The organism is Leptolyngbya sp. PCC 6406, from assembly GCF_000332095.2.
Lineage (GTDB): Bacteria > Cyanobacteriota > Cyanobacteriia > Phormidesmidales > Phormidesmidaceae > PCC-6406.
In genome coordinates this window covers 2,891,986-2,907,617 of the sequence record NZ_KI913949.1, presented here as the reverse complement: position 1 = coordinate 2,907,617, position 15,632 = coordinate 2,891,986, and the positions used below count along the sequence as shown (strand labels likewise).

The following is a 15,632-nucleotide window of genomic DNA, read 5'->3' as shown; positions in this document are numbered from 1 at the left end:
ACCTGGCGTTGGCTAATATCAATCCACCCATAGCCGCTGTAGCGGTCTGAGACCACAATGCCGTCATAGGCTGGGCCAATCAGTGCTTGGGCGGCGGCTTGAGACCGGCTCAACAGAATGCTGAACACACTCACCATCGGCGTCACCAGCACCCACAGCCAACCCTGTCGCTGGGCCTGATTCTGGCCATCGCTGTTCCCCTGGCGAAAGCTAGTCTCATCACTGTGAATCACCGCTTCCCCCTGCACGTAGCCTTGCGCCTCAGCTACTGGCTGCCCCAGTGCCGCACTGGCTTCTCGGCGTAGCCGGTTGATGCTGCCGCCAGAAATCTCGATCTCAAACAGCGCTGCTAGACAGGTCTTCACCTGCTGATGGCTTTGGCGATAAGCGCCACTCAGTAAGGCCACTACTGCACTCAACCGCTCACCATAACCGCCTTGATGCACCTCTGCTGGTAATTTGCTACGGGTGGTTTTACCGCAGTGCTCACAATCTAAGGCGTGCAGGCGATGCTCGATGACGATGGGCTCAATTGGCGGTAGTTCGACAATCTGGTGCCGATAGGGCGCTGGGTCGTTTCCTGATAGCGGCTCTCCACAATGCCCACAGGTCTTGGGGCGATGCTCGAACACCTGTTTGCAGGCTTCTAGGGGATACAGCTTGCGGGAATATCCTTTGTGTCCCGGTTGGCCTCCGCGCTTCCGCTTCCCTTTGCCTTTGCCCTCCGGGTCTGGCTTAGGGGGGCCGAATCCATCCTTTGAAGGCGGCAACGATGAGTTTTGCGAATTCTGGTTGAGTTGCTCTTCGAGGTGGCTCACCCGCTCTTCTAAGCGACTGATGGTCTCAATGAGAGCGCACACCAGAGCTTTTTTTACGCTAGCCGGGGTGGCATCCCAATCTGACACAGAAATGGAGATGCCGCCGATGTCTATGGTGGGCTCGTTGCCTTCACTCATGAGCCTACCTTAACCCCTATCGAGACCCTGGAACCCTTAATTCTTCGTGAACCCCTGAAGGCTTACGTTAAAGGACATGCACTCCGATCCTGTTCAAAACGAATATGCCCATCTTGCGCCTTGGTATGATCGTCGTTTTTCGTCTTATGTGAATGCGACTGTCCAGGAAACCATGCATCGTTTAGATCTCACTTCTCATGGACGCATCTTAGATCTTGGTTGTGGAACAGGAACGTTAATTCAGCGCCTTTTGCACTTGACTCCAGAAACAGAAATTGTCGGATTGGATCCTTCTGCAGAGATGTTGAGTGTAGCCCGACAGAAATTACCGAAGTCAGTTGAGTTGCTAGTCGGCAGTGCAGATAAGATTCCATTTCCAAATGAGAGTTTTGATTTGGTGATTTCAACCAATGCATTTCATTACTTTCGCCATCCTTCCCAAGCGATTCAAGAAATAAAGCGAGTTCTAAAGCCTAACGGAAATCTAGTGATTACAGACTGGTGCGATGATTATCTGTAATTAGTCACCGCAATAGGAGAGGCTTAATGAGAAAGCCTCCAGAGACCCAGGATTATCCCGGTAAGAGAGCAGGAGGGGAGCACCCCGATGAGGCGATGAGCTCAAAGAGGTGGTCTACGGCGTTTTTACCCTGACGACGCATGGATTCAAGAAAACTGAACATCATCGCCACTAACTGAGCGCCCCAATCACTGCGGGCACCGCCACTGACTTTGCGATGAATCACCACGGGCCGTAGACCCCGTTCTGCATCATTGTTGTCCGGTTTGACCTCAGGCTGGGAAAGAAATGTGAACCAGTCTGCCCAATGCCGCCGAAACCGATTCGCCAACCCTTGGGCATCCGCAGCCCAGCGTCCGTGGAGAGGATGCTCTAGGACATAGGCTAACTCCGCCTCAATGATGGGCCGCAGAGCCTGGAGTTCAGCCCGACTGAGCTGCCCCTGATGATAGTCCCGGTGGGCTTGGCGAGCGGTGTAGATAATGGGGAAGATCCGGTGGGCGAATTCCCGGTTTTCTGAGAACCGAGATGTGGTTAACGCCTTTAGCTCCCGCTCCAGGTGAGCCCAGCATTTCTGTTTGGCGACCGCAGATTGCGGCCCATAGGCCGACCAGCAATCGCTGCTGAGAATGCCTGCGAAGTCCTCGCCCAAAAGTGTCTTGACTTCGGCTGAACTGCGGGTCGGGGCAAAGAACAGGGCGCAGCACTCCGGGGCGGTGGCGATCCAAATCCAATGGTTCACCCCGTTCAAGCGATAGCTGGTCTCATCGACACAGCGCACCCCCGGTTGTTGAATCCAGCTCCACCATTGCTCATAGGCAGGTTGCAGAGCCTCACAAAACCACTGATGCAGCTTTGCTAAACTCCCCTGAGACATCGGAACACCGAAGATGCTCTCGACGACATAACGCTGTTTTGACCAGGATAGGTTGCCCCCATACCCCAACCAGCCCACCACACTACTCAACCGTCCGCCATAGCTAAACCCCTCCCGGCACCCCAGAGGCAACTCCTGGTGGCCTTGCCACCCGCAGGCCGGACACCGATACAACGGGCGCTCGTAATCCCAAATCTCGACGAGGTCTGGCACCAGTTCAGCTACTTGCTGGCGTTTTGTCCCCTGGGGTTGGCGCTCGACGGCACCGCCGCAGACAGGGCATTTCTCCACGTCGAGCAATATGGTGTGATCAATCCAACCAAAGCCATTGCGCGTCGTACCGGGGTGGTTGTATTTGGGGCCTCGTTTGCGTTGGGGCTTGCGTTTATCCCGGTTCGGTTTCTTTGGGCCATCAGCAGAGGGCGGCTGAGAGCTCGTTTCACTGGTGCGCCCGGTCACTTTCTTGAGCTTCTCGCCCAACGTCTCGAACTGTTCCTCTAGCTCTTTCACCCGTTGCTTGAGGCGCTCAGTCTCTGAGCATTGCTCGCAGTAGCGCTCATACCAATACCTCGCCCCTTGCTCTTCGGGGGCGATCTCCGGCAGGTTCAGGTCTGAGGGCGGCTGAATCGTCATGACTCTTACTTTACCGATTTTCCCCTCATTCGCAATAGCCCCCTCTTGTTGCGGTGACTAATTACGATTATCTAACGTGTCGTATCTGTGATCTTTTTCTACGTCTTTTTAATCACGCTCATTTTCGAACGTATGGTACAAGTGAGTGCCAGAGAATTCTTCAAGGTGAAGGATTAGCCAGGGTTTCAATTGAGAAATACAAAATTGATTGGTTGTGGGGGATGATGACAGCAACGGCTGTTAAGGAGACGATCGCGACATAACAACCGCGGGCACTGTCCTGTTAAGGGGTGATCCATTCAAATCCTCTGGATAAGAGGATCTCAGAGATTTTCAGTGGGCGCTGAATGAATCCCATTGCCATTGCTGGTGTTCTGGCTTTGCCTAAACTCCAATGGGGCCGCACCCAGTTGTGAATCAGGCGCTGGACATTCAAAGCCCGCTGCAATCCTTCTACCTGCTTAGCGTAGTGGTTCTGACGTCTTCGATAGGCCGTTGCTCGACGCCTCAAGGCACTGTTAAAGGCTTCAAGGTGATTGGCATGAACCTCTGCTATGGAACTCATCGCTGTCCAGGGATGCTCCACTTGGAGCCACTCCACCCGGGCCTTGCCTTGAGAGCCTTTGATCTTGATGGCCACTTCTAAACCTTCACGCCAGACCTTCTGATAGGGATATGCCTCTGAGGTCAGGTGGCTCGGTAGATAGACGCTGGCCAGTTTCCACAATTCCTTGCCATAGCGCCGCTCGCCATCGGTAAACCATCGAATCCAAGCACTGGACACAGCCCACTGCCAGGCCCGCTCCACCCCCTGCTCAAACAACTGAGCCGCCTTGAGTCCCGCACTGGCTTCTAGCCAGTAACGACTCTCTCGCTCAATGAAGCTGATCGTCCAGCCTTCTGAGGCTTCGGGGGGAAGGTTCTCTCCCACCCGGGTATAGAGTTCATCGCCCTCTATGGTGACTTCTCCGCCCTCAGGTGCAGGGGGAGACCAGGCGGGCAGATGAGATGATAAGCGCTCTTCCCAAGCGCTAATACTGCTCGGGGATGTCCCCACGACCCTAGCGGCGGCTCTGATGCCAAGACCTTCGCCTCTGGCATTCAGGGCCATCTCTACCGTGGCTGCTGGCGTTCGTAGGCGGGCCATCGGGGTACCGCTACGTTCATTGAAGCGACGGCCACACGTCTTACAGAGGTAGCGTTGCACGACTTGATCGCTCTTCAAGGTTTTGCTACCGTTCTTGACGACCTCTTCACTCTGGCAATAAATACAGTGCATTGGGCTTAAGGCTTGCTGCATCTACAGTCTAGCTCTCACCCCCTAAGCTGACAGTGCCCAACCGCGCTGCACCGGAATACCTCAAGATGCTCTATTGAGTCGCAAAGGTTATCTGCGTTCGGTGAGCGCGAACAACTGGATGGGATCAGCTATTGAAGAGTAGCGATTACTTACTTGCAACCGTTACAAGGCTTGACTCTTCAAAGATCATTCTGGGAACGATACATGACTAGTAGGTATGATGAGAGCAATGTTTTCAGCTTGAAGCCTACTCTAATAGCCGTTATATGGAGATTGAATTGTGAGTCTTGTTTTGGAGTGCGAATCCCTACCACTTAGGGAAGATGAAACAGGTGCAATTCGGGTTGGCGACTCAAGGGTTCTGCTAGAACTGGTAACCTGAGCATTCCAGGATGGTGCTTCTCCAGAAAGCATTGTGCAAAGATACTCAACGCTTTCTCTGTCTGACGTTTACATCACGATTTGGTTATTATATTCGGCATCAGCAGGAAGTAGAGTCCTATCTGAACGAGCGCGGACAGCTAGCAGAATCCGTTCGTCAACGCTTTTCAGAAATTCAGTCTGACCTGAACTTGATTCGAGCCAGACTTCTAGCACAACAAATTCTTTTTAGCCGTTATACCGCGAGTCCTCGGCTGGGACAGTAGCTGGAATCTGCTTGCGGGGCCACGATTCATTGCACTCCCCCTGACTGATATGAACAATGCAGAAGTCGTTCACTTTAGCAAACCCCCAGATCTCGGTGTCTGTTTTCTCTGCAAGTTCATGAAACTGAACATGACTAGATCCAGGAAAAATATCTGCTAGACGATTAACTAGTTTACGGCTGAGGTTTTGGTCGAACAATAATTTCAAGCAGTACTCACCGACGCAACTAAACGATGCTCACGATCAGCCGCGAACTCCAAGCAGGCTCTGATATCGATTTCCGTCAATTCTGGAAAGTCGTCGATGATCTCATCAGTAGACATGCCAGCCGCTAACCAGCCTAGGACATCGTAGACCGTAATTCGCATCCGGCGGATGCAAGGCTTGCCACCACACTTATCAGGCTCAATCGTAATGATCTCGCGATAGCTCACAATACAGACAAGATTCTTGTGTATACCTAAGTCTAGAGCAGGCTAATCGGGATAGAGACTAATCCCCACGAATCCTCCCGCCCACACTACCCGGCAGGCGGGTCCGCACCAGGTGGTTCCTCAGAAAGGTTTAGGAGCCAAAGCCAAGATTTTGGGTATCAACTCAAAGCGGGACAAATTTTCTGGGGAGGAGTTAGGAGCTAGAATTCAGTACCCTCCTGACTTCTGGCTCCTAACTCCTGAATTCCTCGGAGCCCATATTGTCTCGACTTATGTCGATGCCCTAATGCAGGCTAAGAGAAAACCCAACAACTTATTATTAGCGGGGTCTGTAGAGGACTGGCAGGAAAATAACGTACCCGTTGATCGGGTTTGCTGCCTAGGGGAGCCATTACATAAACCACTGCCAAGCGGTGAGGGGCCAAAAACGGAGGGCGGCGCGACCAATGATGTGGGATTGGGGCAGGACGCCCCACACGTGGGAATCATTACTGTCATTGCGGTTGTCTCCCAGCACAAAGATGCTCTCCGGCGGCACGGTAATGGGCACCATGTCATACTCAGGCGCAGCCCGAATGTAGGGCTCTGTCTGGGGAACGTCGTTGATGTAAACCTGCTGTCCCGTGACCTGCACCGTTTGCCCCGGTGTGGCAATCACCCGCTTAATAAATGCCTGCTTGGCGCTGTAGCCGTAGGGATAGAGCTGGACTGGGGGCCGAAACACCACAATGTCCCCCGGTTGTGGATCGTGGAGGCGATAGGCCAGCTTCTCTACGATCAGGCGATCGCCGATGTGTAGCGTCGGCTCCATGGAGTTGGAGGGGATAAAGCGGGGTTCTGCCACAAACACCCGCATGATCAGAGCCAGAACTAGCGCGATCGCAAGTACCCGCAGATTTTCCCGTTGCCCCTGGAGAAATCGCCGCCATCCCGGCACCGACCCCCCTGGCGGTCCTGGGTCAGGGATAATCGCCTTCTCCTCAGACACAGCCTCCTCAGACACAGCATCATTGGGATTGAGCGGATTGGGCTCGGGGGGCATGGGCAATAGGTCCGTTAAAAGCGCGTCTCATACTCTAACAAGAGACCGCTGCGCTCCCGAAATTCCTGGAAACTAGTTGTGCCCCGCAGGGTGAACTGGTCACTGATGCGATAGCGGACATTGAACTGGAACGGCGTTTGATTCGTCACCACCTTCAGTATCGACACTGCGATCGTCGGTGACACCTGGTATCCTACCTCCGCGCCAATATCTAACCCATCTTCCGACTGGTTCGACTCCGGCCTCGCCGAGAAGATCCGAAACTCCGTAGAGGGCAGGGCATCGGCTACCAGATTTTGCAAGAAATTGATCGCTACCGCCCCCAAAATCCCCTCCAGGTTTTGACTGCCTTCACCCGTCACGGTAGAGCCCAAAGCCGTCAACACATCCCCGCTCAACAGGGAGAAAATTTCCGTCTCCGATCGGGCGGGGCTACTGCTCAACCGCACCACCCGGCGGAAATCCTCCAGGCCACTAATGCCCGTCAACTGGCTGGCCGGGGCATCCACCTCCGCCTGAATCCGGATAGTTCTCACTCCCCGTTGGGTCAGGGCCAAGTTGTCAACGTCCAAATCCGGTACCTCGGTGCGGGGGTAAGGACTGGAAGTCGTCAAAACACTGCGATTGGTCGTATCCGCCACCGAGGCCACCAAAGATACCCGGAGGATGGGATCGAAGCTGTCACGAAACTCCGCCCGATTGTTATCCCCCGTGAGCCTCAGGGAGGTCGTGAAGAGATTTACCCGCCCAGAGGTGAGGCGAATTACCCCGAGGGGTTCGGGCCGGGTGACCAACCCATTCAGCCGCAGATTCCCCTGGGCTGCCACATTCAGGACATTGCCCTGGATCACCTGAACATTGCTGCCCAAGCGCACCATCAAACTATTGAAGAGGGGGTCAGGAATGGCCAATCCATCTTCACCGCTATCACCAGCCCCGCCAGCCCCGCCATTGCCCCCTTCAGGAATGGTGATCCGGCCATTGTTGAGATCCACCTGCCCCCCCAGTTGTGCCCCCGCCAACAGCGAACCGCCCACCACAATCTGGCCCTTCACCTCTCCTGCGTAGAGACCCGTGATATTCATCGCTAGGTCATCCAGGAGGAGGGTAAGGGGCTGTTGCTCTACCGGACGGGATGCCTCCCCCTCTTCCGTACTATTGCCCTGGGGGGATAGGGGCAGGTAGAGGGGGAAACTGCCGCTTGCCGAGAGATAGCCGTCGCTAAAGTCACCCTCTAGACTATCCACCACTAAGGCGGGGCGGCGGAGATCAATAGATCCGGTACCGCTACTTAGACCCGCTAGGCGAATAGAGCCGACCACATTGGTCAGGGGGGCATCCGGGAGGGCTTGCAGTCCTACCGTGGCTCCATTCAGTCTCAAGAAGCCCTCCAGGGTATCCAGGTTGCTGAAAAGCTCCCGCAGAGGGGCACTGCCGTCCCACCTCCCCTGGAGATTGGCCACCAGAGCCCCTTCTCCTCCTTGCCAGGAGATGCGATCAGTAAAGAGATTTACCAGGGCCAGCCCATCATCCCGCGCCTCAAGATCGGCCACCACCGCTTCATTCACCGGGCGGCGGCGGACAAAGGCGGGCTGGAAGGGGGTGGCTAGGTTGAAGGTGAGAAGATCCTCCGCATCCACCAGTTCCACAGAACTGCTGAGGTTCAGGCGGGCCGCAGTGTAGGTAAAGTCAGCGTTGGCAGCTTGGATGGGACGGTTGTTAATGGTGCCTGCCGTTAGAATGACATTCCCTGTCAGGCTGGGATCCGTTAGGGCTCCCTGGAGCACAGCTTCCCCATTCAATCGTCCGGCGATGGGGAAGGGAAGCTGGAGGGGGGCCTGGAGACTGTCTACCGGAATATTCTCCAGGGTGAGGGTGAGGGGACGGCGGCTGGGGCTTTCAGAATTCAGCACCGTTTCCCCCACGAGGGTAATCGCCGCCACTTCCCCGTCTACCTCACTGGCGAGGCGGAGGGGATTGAGTTGGAGTTGGCCATTTTGGAAGCTACCTCGGGCCAAGACTTCATCGGCACGGAAATCTCTGCCCCAGCGCCAATCTTGCCCCTGTAGGTTAAACCCGAGATTGACATCCGCAGCGCGTCCCGCTACGGGCAGGTTGGCCGTCACCTGCACGGTGCCCCGGAACAGCCCTTGCAATTCCTCCAGAGGGGGCAGGGGCTCAGCTCGGGCGGTGCGGTCCTCAATGACGCCGAGTTCTTGAATTTCGGATATACGGCGTAGGCGGTTGAGCAGGCTGGCCTCGGGATCTCCAGCGGGGACGGTGGTGAGGATCGCATCGGCTTCCGCCTGGGAACTGGGAATCAGGCCAGCGGGGGGACGGAGACCCCGGCCCAGATCGGCTACCTCGGTGACTTTGAGAATCGTGAGCAGGTCTTGGAGAGTACCGCGCTGGGTGGTGAGGCTGCCCTGGAGTTGGGGATCACTGCCTAAACCAAAGCGGCCTGCTACTTGGTAGGTGCGCTCGTCTAGAATCTCGTCGTCTGAAGCGCGATCTACCATGCGAATCTCGCCACTGGACAGGGTAATGACTCCGTTGCCGTAGGTAAAGCCACCAAACACGCGATCTACGCTGATGTAGCCTAGGCCCACGTCGGCCACGTCAAATTGGCCTACGGTGGACAGGTTTCGGAGGTTAACGGTGGCGTTGGCAAAGGTTACGTTTCCGCGCAGGGTGCCGTACTGGGCGGCCTCGGCGGGGGGCAGTCCCAGCAGGGAGAGGGGGAAATTGTACAGGCGGGCCTGGAGGAAGTCGCCCTCGGTATTACCCACCGCTACGGCATCCCCGGCTTGGATGCGGAAATCTGCTTGGCGGCTACGGATGCCGTAGTTGGCCACAATCTGGTCCTGTTGACCCGTTACGGCTAGGGCTAAGCCATCTCGACTAGAGAAGCGCACATCCCCGGTCATCAGGGGTTCAAAGGCGAGTTCATTCACCGCCAGGTCGGCCAAGGCAACTGTGCCCACTAGGTTCAGATCCGCTGGGGTGCCTCTCAGGCGACCGTCAAAGGTGGCTTGTCCATCGAGGGCAACCACCCTGGAGAAGGGCAAGGGCAGGGTAGCCAGGGCGTAGTCTCGGGCCTGGATGGCCAGATCGATATTGCCGATGGCGGGGGCTCCCGGCCCGGTAAAGCGAGGTTGGATTGTGCCCCGCGCCACGAGTCCAGATCCCTCGGCCTGATCAATCCGTAGAATGCGGCCATCCCAGGCGACGGCGGCGGTGAGGGGAGATTGCTGCTGTCCCTGGGGCCGCAGGCGGGCCAGGGTGGCGAGTCCTTCGCTGAGGGTGAGTTGGGCTTGGCCGCGAATGCCTTCGGCGGTGAGGTTGTCGAGGTTGCCCGTGAGTTGGAAGGTGGCTGCCCCTAAGCCGCGCAGGTCGCGGGAGAACTGGGCCAGTTGTAGATTCTGGCCCTGACCATTGGCGGTCCAGGTTCCATTGGCGAGGGTGAATTGGCTGACCACGTTGCCCCCGGCGACAGCGGCAGCCAGATCGCCGCTGCCCCGAATCGTGTCTAGGGCGAAGGAGGTGACGGAACCGCTGAACTGGGCGTTGGTGCTGAGGGCACCGACGGGGGCGTTGGGGGCAAATTGGGCGATGTTGAGTCCCTGTCCCTGGACGGCGGCATTCCAGGCTCCATTGGCGAGGGTGAATTGGCTGGCGAGGGTGCCTCCTGCGATCGCAGATGTCAGATCCCCACTGCCGCGAATTCCCGCCAGGGTGAGGTTATCCAGAGTGCCTGACAATTGGGCGGTACCGCTGGCTAGGGCATCCCCCAGGCGATCGTTAAAGCCCCCCAGTTGAATGCCCTGGGCGACAAGATTGGCGTTCCAAGCCCCCGCCGCCAGAGTCCCCGTGGCGGCGACGGTACCCCCCGCCACCTGGACCAGGGATTCCCGCAGGGTAAGGACGCTGTTCTGAATCTCCGCTACCCCTCGGGTGGGGTAGGTGCCATCGGGAGCCTGCCAGGAGATCACCCCGGTTAGGTCATCCAAGGGGCCGGAGATGTCGGCCTCTAGGGCCAGAACTCCCAGGGTGATGGTGTCGGGGAGGCCATAGCTGCGGCCAATAGCATCGGCGGGCAGGGCGGTGCCCACCAGTTGCAAACTCAGCTCACGGGGATCCGCCAGGGTGTAGCGCCCTGTCCCCGTGAGACGGCCCCCCGCCAAGGGCTCCAGATTGAGCTGAGTCAGGGTGAGTTCGGGATGGGTGTAGGCGATCTCCGCTTCAATCTGGCTAAAGGCTACCCGGTCTAGGGTGACGGTGTCCACCGACACCAGTCGCCCCGTTAAGGCCGGTTCGGCTAGGGGGCCGGTCAGGGCGGCTTCAGCTCGGAAGGTGCCCGCCGCCGACAGCGGCTGGTCAAGGGGCAGCAAATCCACCGCTTCCGCCAGGTCAAAGGGCTCAATTTCTCCCTTCAGGTCGTAGCCGTTGCGTGAGTCAATCAGTCCCCCCGCCTTTGCCGTCAGGACGCCGTATTGGGCGGTGGCATTTTCCACCGCCATCCGATTCCCCTGGAACCGGAATTGGGCCGATACCTTTTCCACAGGCTGCTCTAGGGCATCCAGGTCGATCGAGCCCGCCTGGAGACGGGCCGATCCCGTGATGCGGAGGGGTTCCCTGGGGGTGAGTTCCAGTTCAATGGCCCCGTTTACCTGCCCTCCGGTCACCGTCAGGGGCAGGGATCGGGAGGGGGATGAGGTGGCGAGGAGGCCGGGAGCGATCGCGGCCAGGTTTACCCCCTGGAGTTCCACTGCTAAGGTGCCCATCACCCAGTCTGCCAAGGTTTCTGGCGCATCCGGGGGGTCTAGGAATTGCAGCAGATCTCCCTGGACCTGGGCCTGACCAGCGGCTTCTGAGGCCGCTGTGAGTTGGAACTGAATCTGCTGGGCATCTACGATGTCCTGGGGCTGATTCTGCGATCGCGGATCGGGAATATTGCGCCGCTGGGTCAGGGTGAGTGACCCCCGCACCTCTTCGAACACGAGGGTGGTGGGCCGGGGCTGGTCGGGCACCGCGTGGGGCCGTGCCATAACCGTGGCATTTTCTAGGCGAATGGTGGGGTTGACCTGAATGAACGGATCCTGATCTGGATCCCGCTCCGGCAGGTCCAAGTCCAAATTCAGCCATTGCCCCGTCTCATCCTGCTCCACGTAAAGTTGCACATTTTGGAGGGCGATCTGGGGGCGAAACCGCCGCCGCCACAGGTGCAGGGGGTTAAACCGCACCTCAATCGCCTCCACATGGAGTGTGTCTGGGTCCGTCGCTGTCGCTGGGACTGCCGAGGGGCCAAACCTTACCCCCAGCGGGGAAAAACGCTCCACATCCCCCAGCTCCACCGGGCGCTGCAAGGTTTGGCTCAGGGCCGCTGTGGCCCAGGGTGTCAGCCGCCCTCGGACAAAAATCCATCCCGCCCAGGTGCTACCCGCGCCGACTAAAATTGCGATCGCGCCCGCCCCCAGGACAAGGCGTCGCCAAGAACAACGTCCCTGGGGCTCTGACCCCGGTTCCAGTTCCGGCCCGGATTCTGGCCCGGATTCCGGTTGTGCCTCTGGCCCGGATTCTGGTTCTGATTCCGGCCCTGACCCATTCGGTGCGTTGGTCATGCTTCCCTTCCCGCTTCCCCTGGCCCCCGCCGCTATCCTCTAGAGTCAGGCATTTTGGAAATGGTTCCCCTAGCCCAACTTGCGATCGCGTGTCCCGCTGCCGTAGTTGACCTGACGGCAGTAGTTTAATCGATGAATTGGTTCCCGACACCCCCGATTCCCTAGGAATAATCGGGAATGGTCAAGCAACCCATAAAATACTCACATACTGGTGGCACACTGGCGGCGGCTAGCGACGAAAATCCATGGGTAATCGTCCGTCAGCGCCCATTCAGTTCCACAGTATTAATTCCACTAGTACTCTGCGGCGTCAATACCCTGGCCGTTCCATCGTGGCACACTCGGCCCCTCACCCTAGCCCTCTCCCAGGGGGCGAGGGGACCGGAAAATGTTGGGCTGGTACGACGATAGTAGGCTGATTTACGCCCTGCGGTACTAGTTAGCTTCACAGGCAGTTCAACAGGCAGAGGGATGCGGGTATACATACTGTTATTCAACGCAGGTACAGACAACGAGGGCATTCACTCCCTCAGCGCCCAGGGGCGCAACACGGTGCTGATGTTTGAGAGTGAAGACGACGCCATTCGCTTTGGCCTGATGCTAGAGGCCCAGGACTTCCCTTCCCCCACCGTGGAATCCATTGAAGATGAAGAGGTAGAGGAATTTTGCCAAGGCGCAGGCTTTGCCTGCAAGCTGGTGCCCTCCGGTACCCTGGTCACCCCGCCAGAAGCCACCTTAGACAACCTGGACTGGGATCCCGATCGGAAACCAGGGGAGCGACCCCGCCCCAAGGAGGATACGCCCCCAGAATTTTCCCAATCGGAACTGGACGATATCCGCCAACGCCTAGAAGGATTGTTGTAGCCCCCATGCCCACCAATCGCGGCCATCTCCTCACCGAGCAACCCAACCCCGCCAGCCAAACCTTGGATCAGCTTTCCCCCCTGGAGCTGGTGGACCTGTTCAACCGGGAAGATCAGCAGACCCTCAGCGCGATCGCAACGGCACGGGAGGCTCTGGCGGAGGCCATTACCCGCACCGCCGCTGCCCTGGGGCAGGGGGGACGGTTGTTCTACATTGGCGCGGGCACCAGCGGTCGGCTGGGGGTGCTGGATGCGGCGGAATGTCCCCCCACATTTTGTACGCCGCCGGAGCTGGTTCAGGGGATTTTGGCCGGGGGAGCAGCGGCCTTGGTGCGGAGTTCGGAGGGGCTAGAAGACATTGCTGAGGATGGGGCGGCGGCGATGGCCGACCATGGCGTGGGGGCCACCGATGTGGTGGTGGGTATCACCGCCGGGGGTACGACACCCTACGTTCATGGAGCCTTGCAGGCGGCGCGATCGCGGGGGGCGACGACGATCTTTATGGCCTGTGTGCCAGCGGCCCAGTTTCCCACGGACTACGACGTGGATATTCGCTTGGTGGTCGGACCGGAAATTTTGGCGGGCTCCACCCGACTCAAGGCGGGCACCGTCACCAAGATGGCCCTCAATATCCTCTCCACCGGGGTAATGGTGCAGTTGGGCAAGGTCTACGGCAATCGCATGGTGGATGTGGCGGTGACCAATAGCAAACTGCGCGATCGCGCAGTGCGAATGCTCTGCGATTTAACCGAGCTAGACCGGGACCAAGCCACCGCCCTCCTCGACGCCAGCGGGCAGCGGGTGAAATTAGCCCTGCTGATGCACTGGTGCGATCTGGATGCGGTGGCGGCGGCGCAACGGCTCCAAGGGTGTCAGGGGAATTTACGGGCCGCGATTTCGGTAGGATAGGAAGACCTCAGTGATATTGCAAACGAACTACCATGCCGGACAACCGTAGAAGCCAAGTCGTCACCCAAGGAGTCCAGCGCACCCCCAACCGCGCCATGCTAAGGGCCGTGGGCTTCGGCGACAACGACTTCAGCAAACCCATCGTCGGTGTCGCCAACGGCTACAGCACCATTACCCCCTGCAACATGGGGCTAGATACGCTAGCGAAACGGGCAGAGGCGGGGATTCGCCAAGCCGGGGCCATGCCTCAGATGTTCGGTACCATCACCATCAGCGACGGCATCTCCATGGGCACAGAAGGGATGAAATATTCCCTGGTCTCGCGGGAGGTGATTGCCGACTCCATTGAAACCGTCTGTAATGGCCAGAGCATGGACGGTGTGATTGCTATTGGTGGCTGTGATAAAAACATGCCGGGGGCGATGATCGCCATCGCTCGCATAAACATCCCCGCTATCTTTGTCTACGGCGGCACTATTAAGCCGGGACACCACGACGGCAAGGACTTAACTGTGGTCAGCGCCTTTGAGGCCGTGGGGGAATACAGTGCGGGCAAACTGAGTGAGGAAAATCTGCTGGCGGTGGAGCGCAATGCCTGCCCCGGTGCAGGATCCTGCGGTGGCATGTTTACCGCCAACACCATGTCCTCCGCCTTTGAAGCCATGGGCATGAGTTTGATGTATTCCTCCACCATGGCGGCAGAGGATGCCGAGAAGGCAGACAGTGCAGAAAAGTCGGCGGCAACCCTGGTGAATGCCATTCGCCAGCAAATTCTGCCCAGCCAAATCCTCACCCGCCAAGCCTTTGAAAATGCGATCGCGGTGATTATGGCCGTCGGCGGGTCCACCAATTCCGTCCTGCACCTCCTCGCGATCGCCCATGCCATCGGCGTGGAATTGGTCATCGACGACTTTGAAACCATTCGCCGCCGAGTCCCCGTCCTCTGTGATTTGAAGCCCTCCGGGCGCTACGTGGCCACCGACTTCCACCAAGCCGGAGGCGTCCCCCAGGTGATGAAAATGTTGCTAGATCGCGGCCTCCTCCACGGCGACGCCCTCACCATCACCGGGCAAACCGTAGCGGAGCTGCTGACGGATATTCCCGCTGAGCCCCGCGCCGATCAGGACGTGATTCGCCCCTTTGACACCCCCCTCTATCCCCAAGGTCACCTCGGCATCCTCAAGGGCAACCTGGCGGAAGAAGGCTCCGTCGCCAAACTGACGGGTATTAAAAAGCGCCAGATCACCGGCCCCGCCCGCGTCTTTGAGTCCGAAGAAGACTGCCTGAAGGCCATCCTAGACAAGAAAATCCAGGCCGGAGATGTCGTCGTCGTGCGCTACGAAGGCCCCAAGGGTGGTCCTGGAATGCGGGAAATGCTGGCCCCCACCTCCGCCATCATCGGCGCGGGGCTAGGGGATTCCGTCGGACTCATCACCGATGGCCGCTTCTCCGGCGGCACCTACGGCATGGTGGTGGGCCACGTCGCCCCGGAAGCCGCCGTGGGGGGCACCATCGCCCTAGTGGAGGAAGGTGACGCTATCACCATTGATGCGGAGCACAATCTGCTCCAGTTGAATGTGCCCGAGGAAGAGTTGGCCCGCCGCCGCGCCGCCTGGACGCCCAAGCCCCCCAACTACACCCGAGGCATTCTGGGCAAGTTCGCCAAGCTGGTATCCACCAGCAGTCGCGGAGCCGTGACTGACCTGGATCTATTTGAGTAAGATTATCTTTGCTCTGGCAGAGGAGTTGGCACTAGAGCTGGTAGACCTAGAACCGCTTTGCTAACGCGGGTTAGTTTAGTCGGCAAAGGCCGACTTTGTTTGTATAGC

11 protein-coding genes are annotated in these 15,632 nt (G+C 58.2%); 4 read left to right on the top strand and 7 right to left on the bottom strand.

All coding sequences use genetic code 11. The annotated features are described in order from the left end of the window. On the bottom strand, positions 1–956 hold a 956-nt coding region (locus tag LEP6406_RS0212900; RefSeq protein ID WP_008315143.1), incomplete at its 3' end, for an IS66 family transposase. 76 nt (positions 957–1,032) lie between these two features. Here LEP6406_RS0212900 and LEP6406_RS27975 point away from each other — a divergent pair. Then, complete coding sequence (locus tag LEP6406_RS27975) at positions 1,033–1,476, top strand: class I SAM-dependent methyltransferase (protein WP_051463685.1); 444 nt, start codon at positions 1,033–1,035, stop codon at positions 1,474–1,476. A gap of 52 nt (positions 1,477–1,528) precedes the next feature. On the opposite strand, the gene tnpC is transcribed toward LEP6406_RS27975, so the two are convergent. From tnpC to LEP6406_RS0212860, 6 genes are all read right to left on the bottom strand, one after another. Further along, on the bottom strand, positions 1,529–2,986 hold the full coding sequence (gene tnpC / locus LEP6406_RS0212890) for an IS66 family transposase (RefSeq protein WP_008315340.1): 1,458 nt from the start codon (positions 2,984–2,986) through the stop codon (positions 1,529–1,531). 283 nt (positions 2,987–3,269) lie between these two features. Continuing rightward, entirely contained in the window at positions 3,270–4,265 is a 996-nt protein-coding gene (locus LEP6406_RS32145) for an IS1/IS1595 family N-terminal zinc-binding domain-containing protein (protein WP_081748074.1), read from the bottom strand. A 630-nt stretch (positions 4,266–4,895) separates the two neighbouring features. Beyond that, positions 4,896–5,132, bottom strand: coding sequence for a DUF5615 family PIN-like protein (locus LEP6406_RS35470; RefSeq protein WP_263971249.1), 237 nt, complete (start codon positions 5,130–5,132; stop codon positions 4,896–4,898). Between the two features lie 5 nt (positions 5,133–5,137). Beyond that, complete coding sequence (locus LEP6406_RS0212870; RefSeq protein WP_008311201.1) at positions 5,138–5,368, bottom strand: DUF433 domain-containing protein; 231 nt, start codon at positions 5,366–5,368, stop codon at positions 5,138–5,140. Between the two features lie 391 nt (positions 5,369–5,759). Continuing rightward, positions 5,760–6,410, bottom strand: a complete 651-nt coding sequence (gene lepB / locus LEP6406_RS0212865; protein WP_008311199.1) for a signal peptidase I — start codon at positions 6,408–6,410, stop codon at positions 5,760–5,762. Between the two features lie 14 nt (positions 6,411–6,424). Further along, complete coding sequence (locus LEP6406_RS0212860) at positions 6,425–12,031, bottom strand: translocation/assembly module TamB domain-containing protein (RefSeq protein WP_008311196.1); 5,607 nt, start codon at positions 12,029–12,031, stop codon at positions 6,425–6,427. Positions 12,032–12,502: 471 nt separating this feature from the next. Here LEP6406_RS0212860 and LEP6406_RS0212855 point away from each other — a divergent pair, with 471 nt between their 5' ends. The 3 genes from LEP6406_RS0212855 to ilvD are packed head-to-tail and all read left to right on the top strand — an operon-like array spanning position 12,503 to position 15,524. After that, positions 12,503–12,895, top strand: a complete 393-nt coding sequence (locus LEP6406_RS0212855; protein ID WP_008311193.1) for a DUF3110 domain-containing protein — start codon at positions 12,503–12,505, stop codon at positions 12,893–12,895. Between the two features lie 5 nt (positions 12,896–12,900). Next, complete coding sequence (gene murQ / locus LEP6406_RS0212850; protein WP_008311191.1) at positions 12,901–13,803, top strand: N-acetylmuramic acid 6-phosphate etherase; 903 nt, start codon at positions 12,901–12,903, stop codon at positions 13,801–13,803. A 32-nt stretch (positions 13,804–13,835) separates the two neighbouring features. Then, positions 13,836–15,524, top strand: a complete 1,689-nt coding sequence (gene ilvD / locus LEP6406_RS0212845; protein ID WP_008311189.1) for a dihydroxy-acid dehydratase — start codon at positions 13,836–13,838, stop codon at positions 15,522–15,524. The last annotated feature ends 108 nt before the right edge of the window (positions 15,525–15,632 follow it).

Coding starts and splice junctions, on each gene's coding strand:
- LEP6406_RS27975 (WP_051463685.1), top strand. CDS start 1,033: ATGCACTCCGATCCTGTTCAAAACGAATATGCCCATCTTGCGCCTTGG.
- tnpC (WP_008315340.1), bottom strand. CDS start 2,986: ATGACGATTCAGCCGCCCTCAGACCTGAACCTGCCGGAGATCGCCCCC.
- LEP6406_RS32145 (WP_081748074.1), bottom strand. CDS start 4,265: ATGCACTGTATTTATTGCCAGAGTGAAGAGGTCGTCAAGAACGGTAGC.
- lepB (WP_008311199.1), bottom strand. CDS start 6,410: ATGCCCCCCGAGCCCAATCCGCTCAATCCCAATGATGCTGTGTCTGAG.
- LEP6406_RS0212860 (WP_008311196.1), bottom strand. CDS start 12,031: ATGACCAACGCACCGAATGGGTCAGGGCCGGAATCAGAACCAGAATCC.
- LEP6406_RS0212855 (WP_008311193.1), top strand. CDS start 12,503: ATGCGGGTATACATACTGTTATTCAACGCAGGTACAGACAACGAGGGC.
- murQ (WP_008311191.1), top strand. CDS start 12,901: ATGCCCACCAATCGCGGCCATCTCCTCACCGAGCAACCCAACCCCGCC.
- ilvD (WP_008311189.1), top strand. CDS start 13,836: ATGCCGGACAACCGTAGAAGCCAAGTCGTCACCCAAGGAGTCCAGCGC.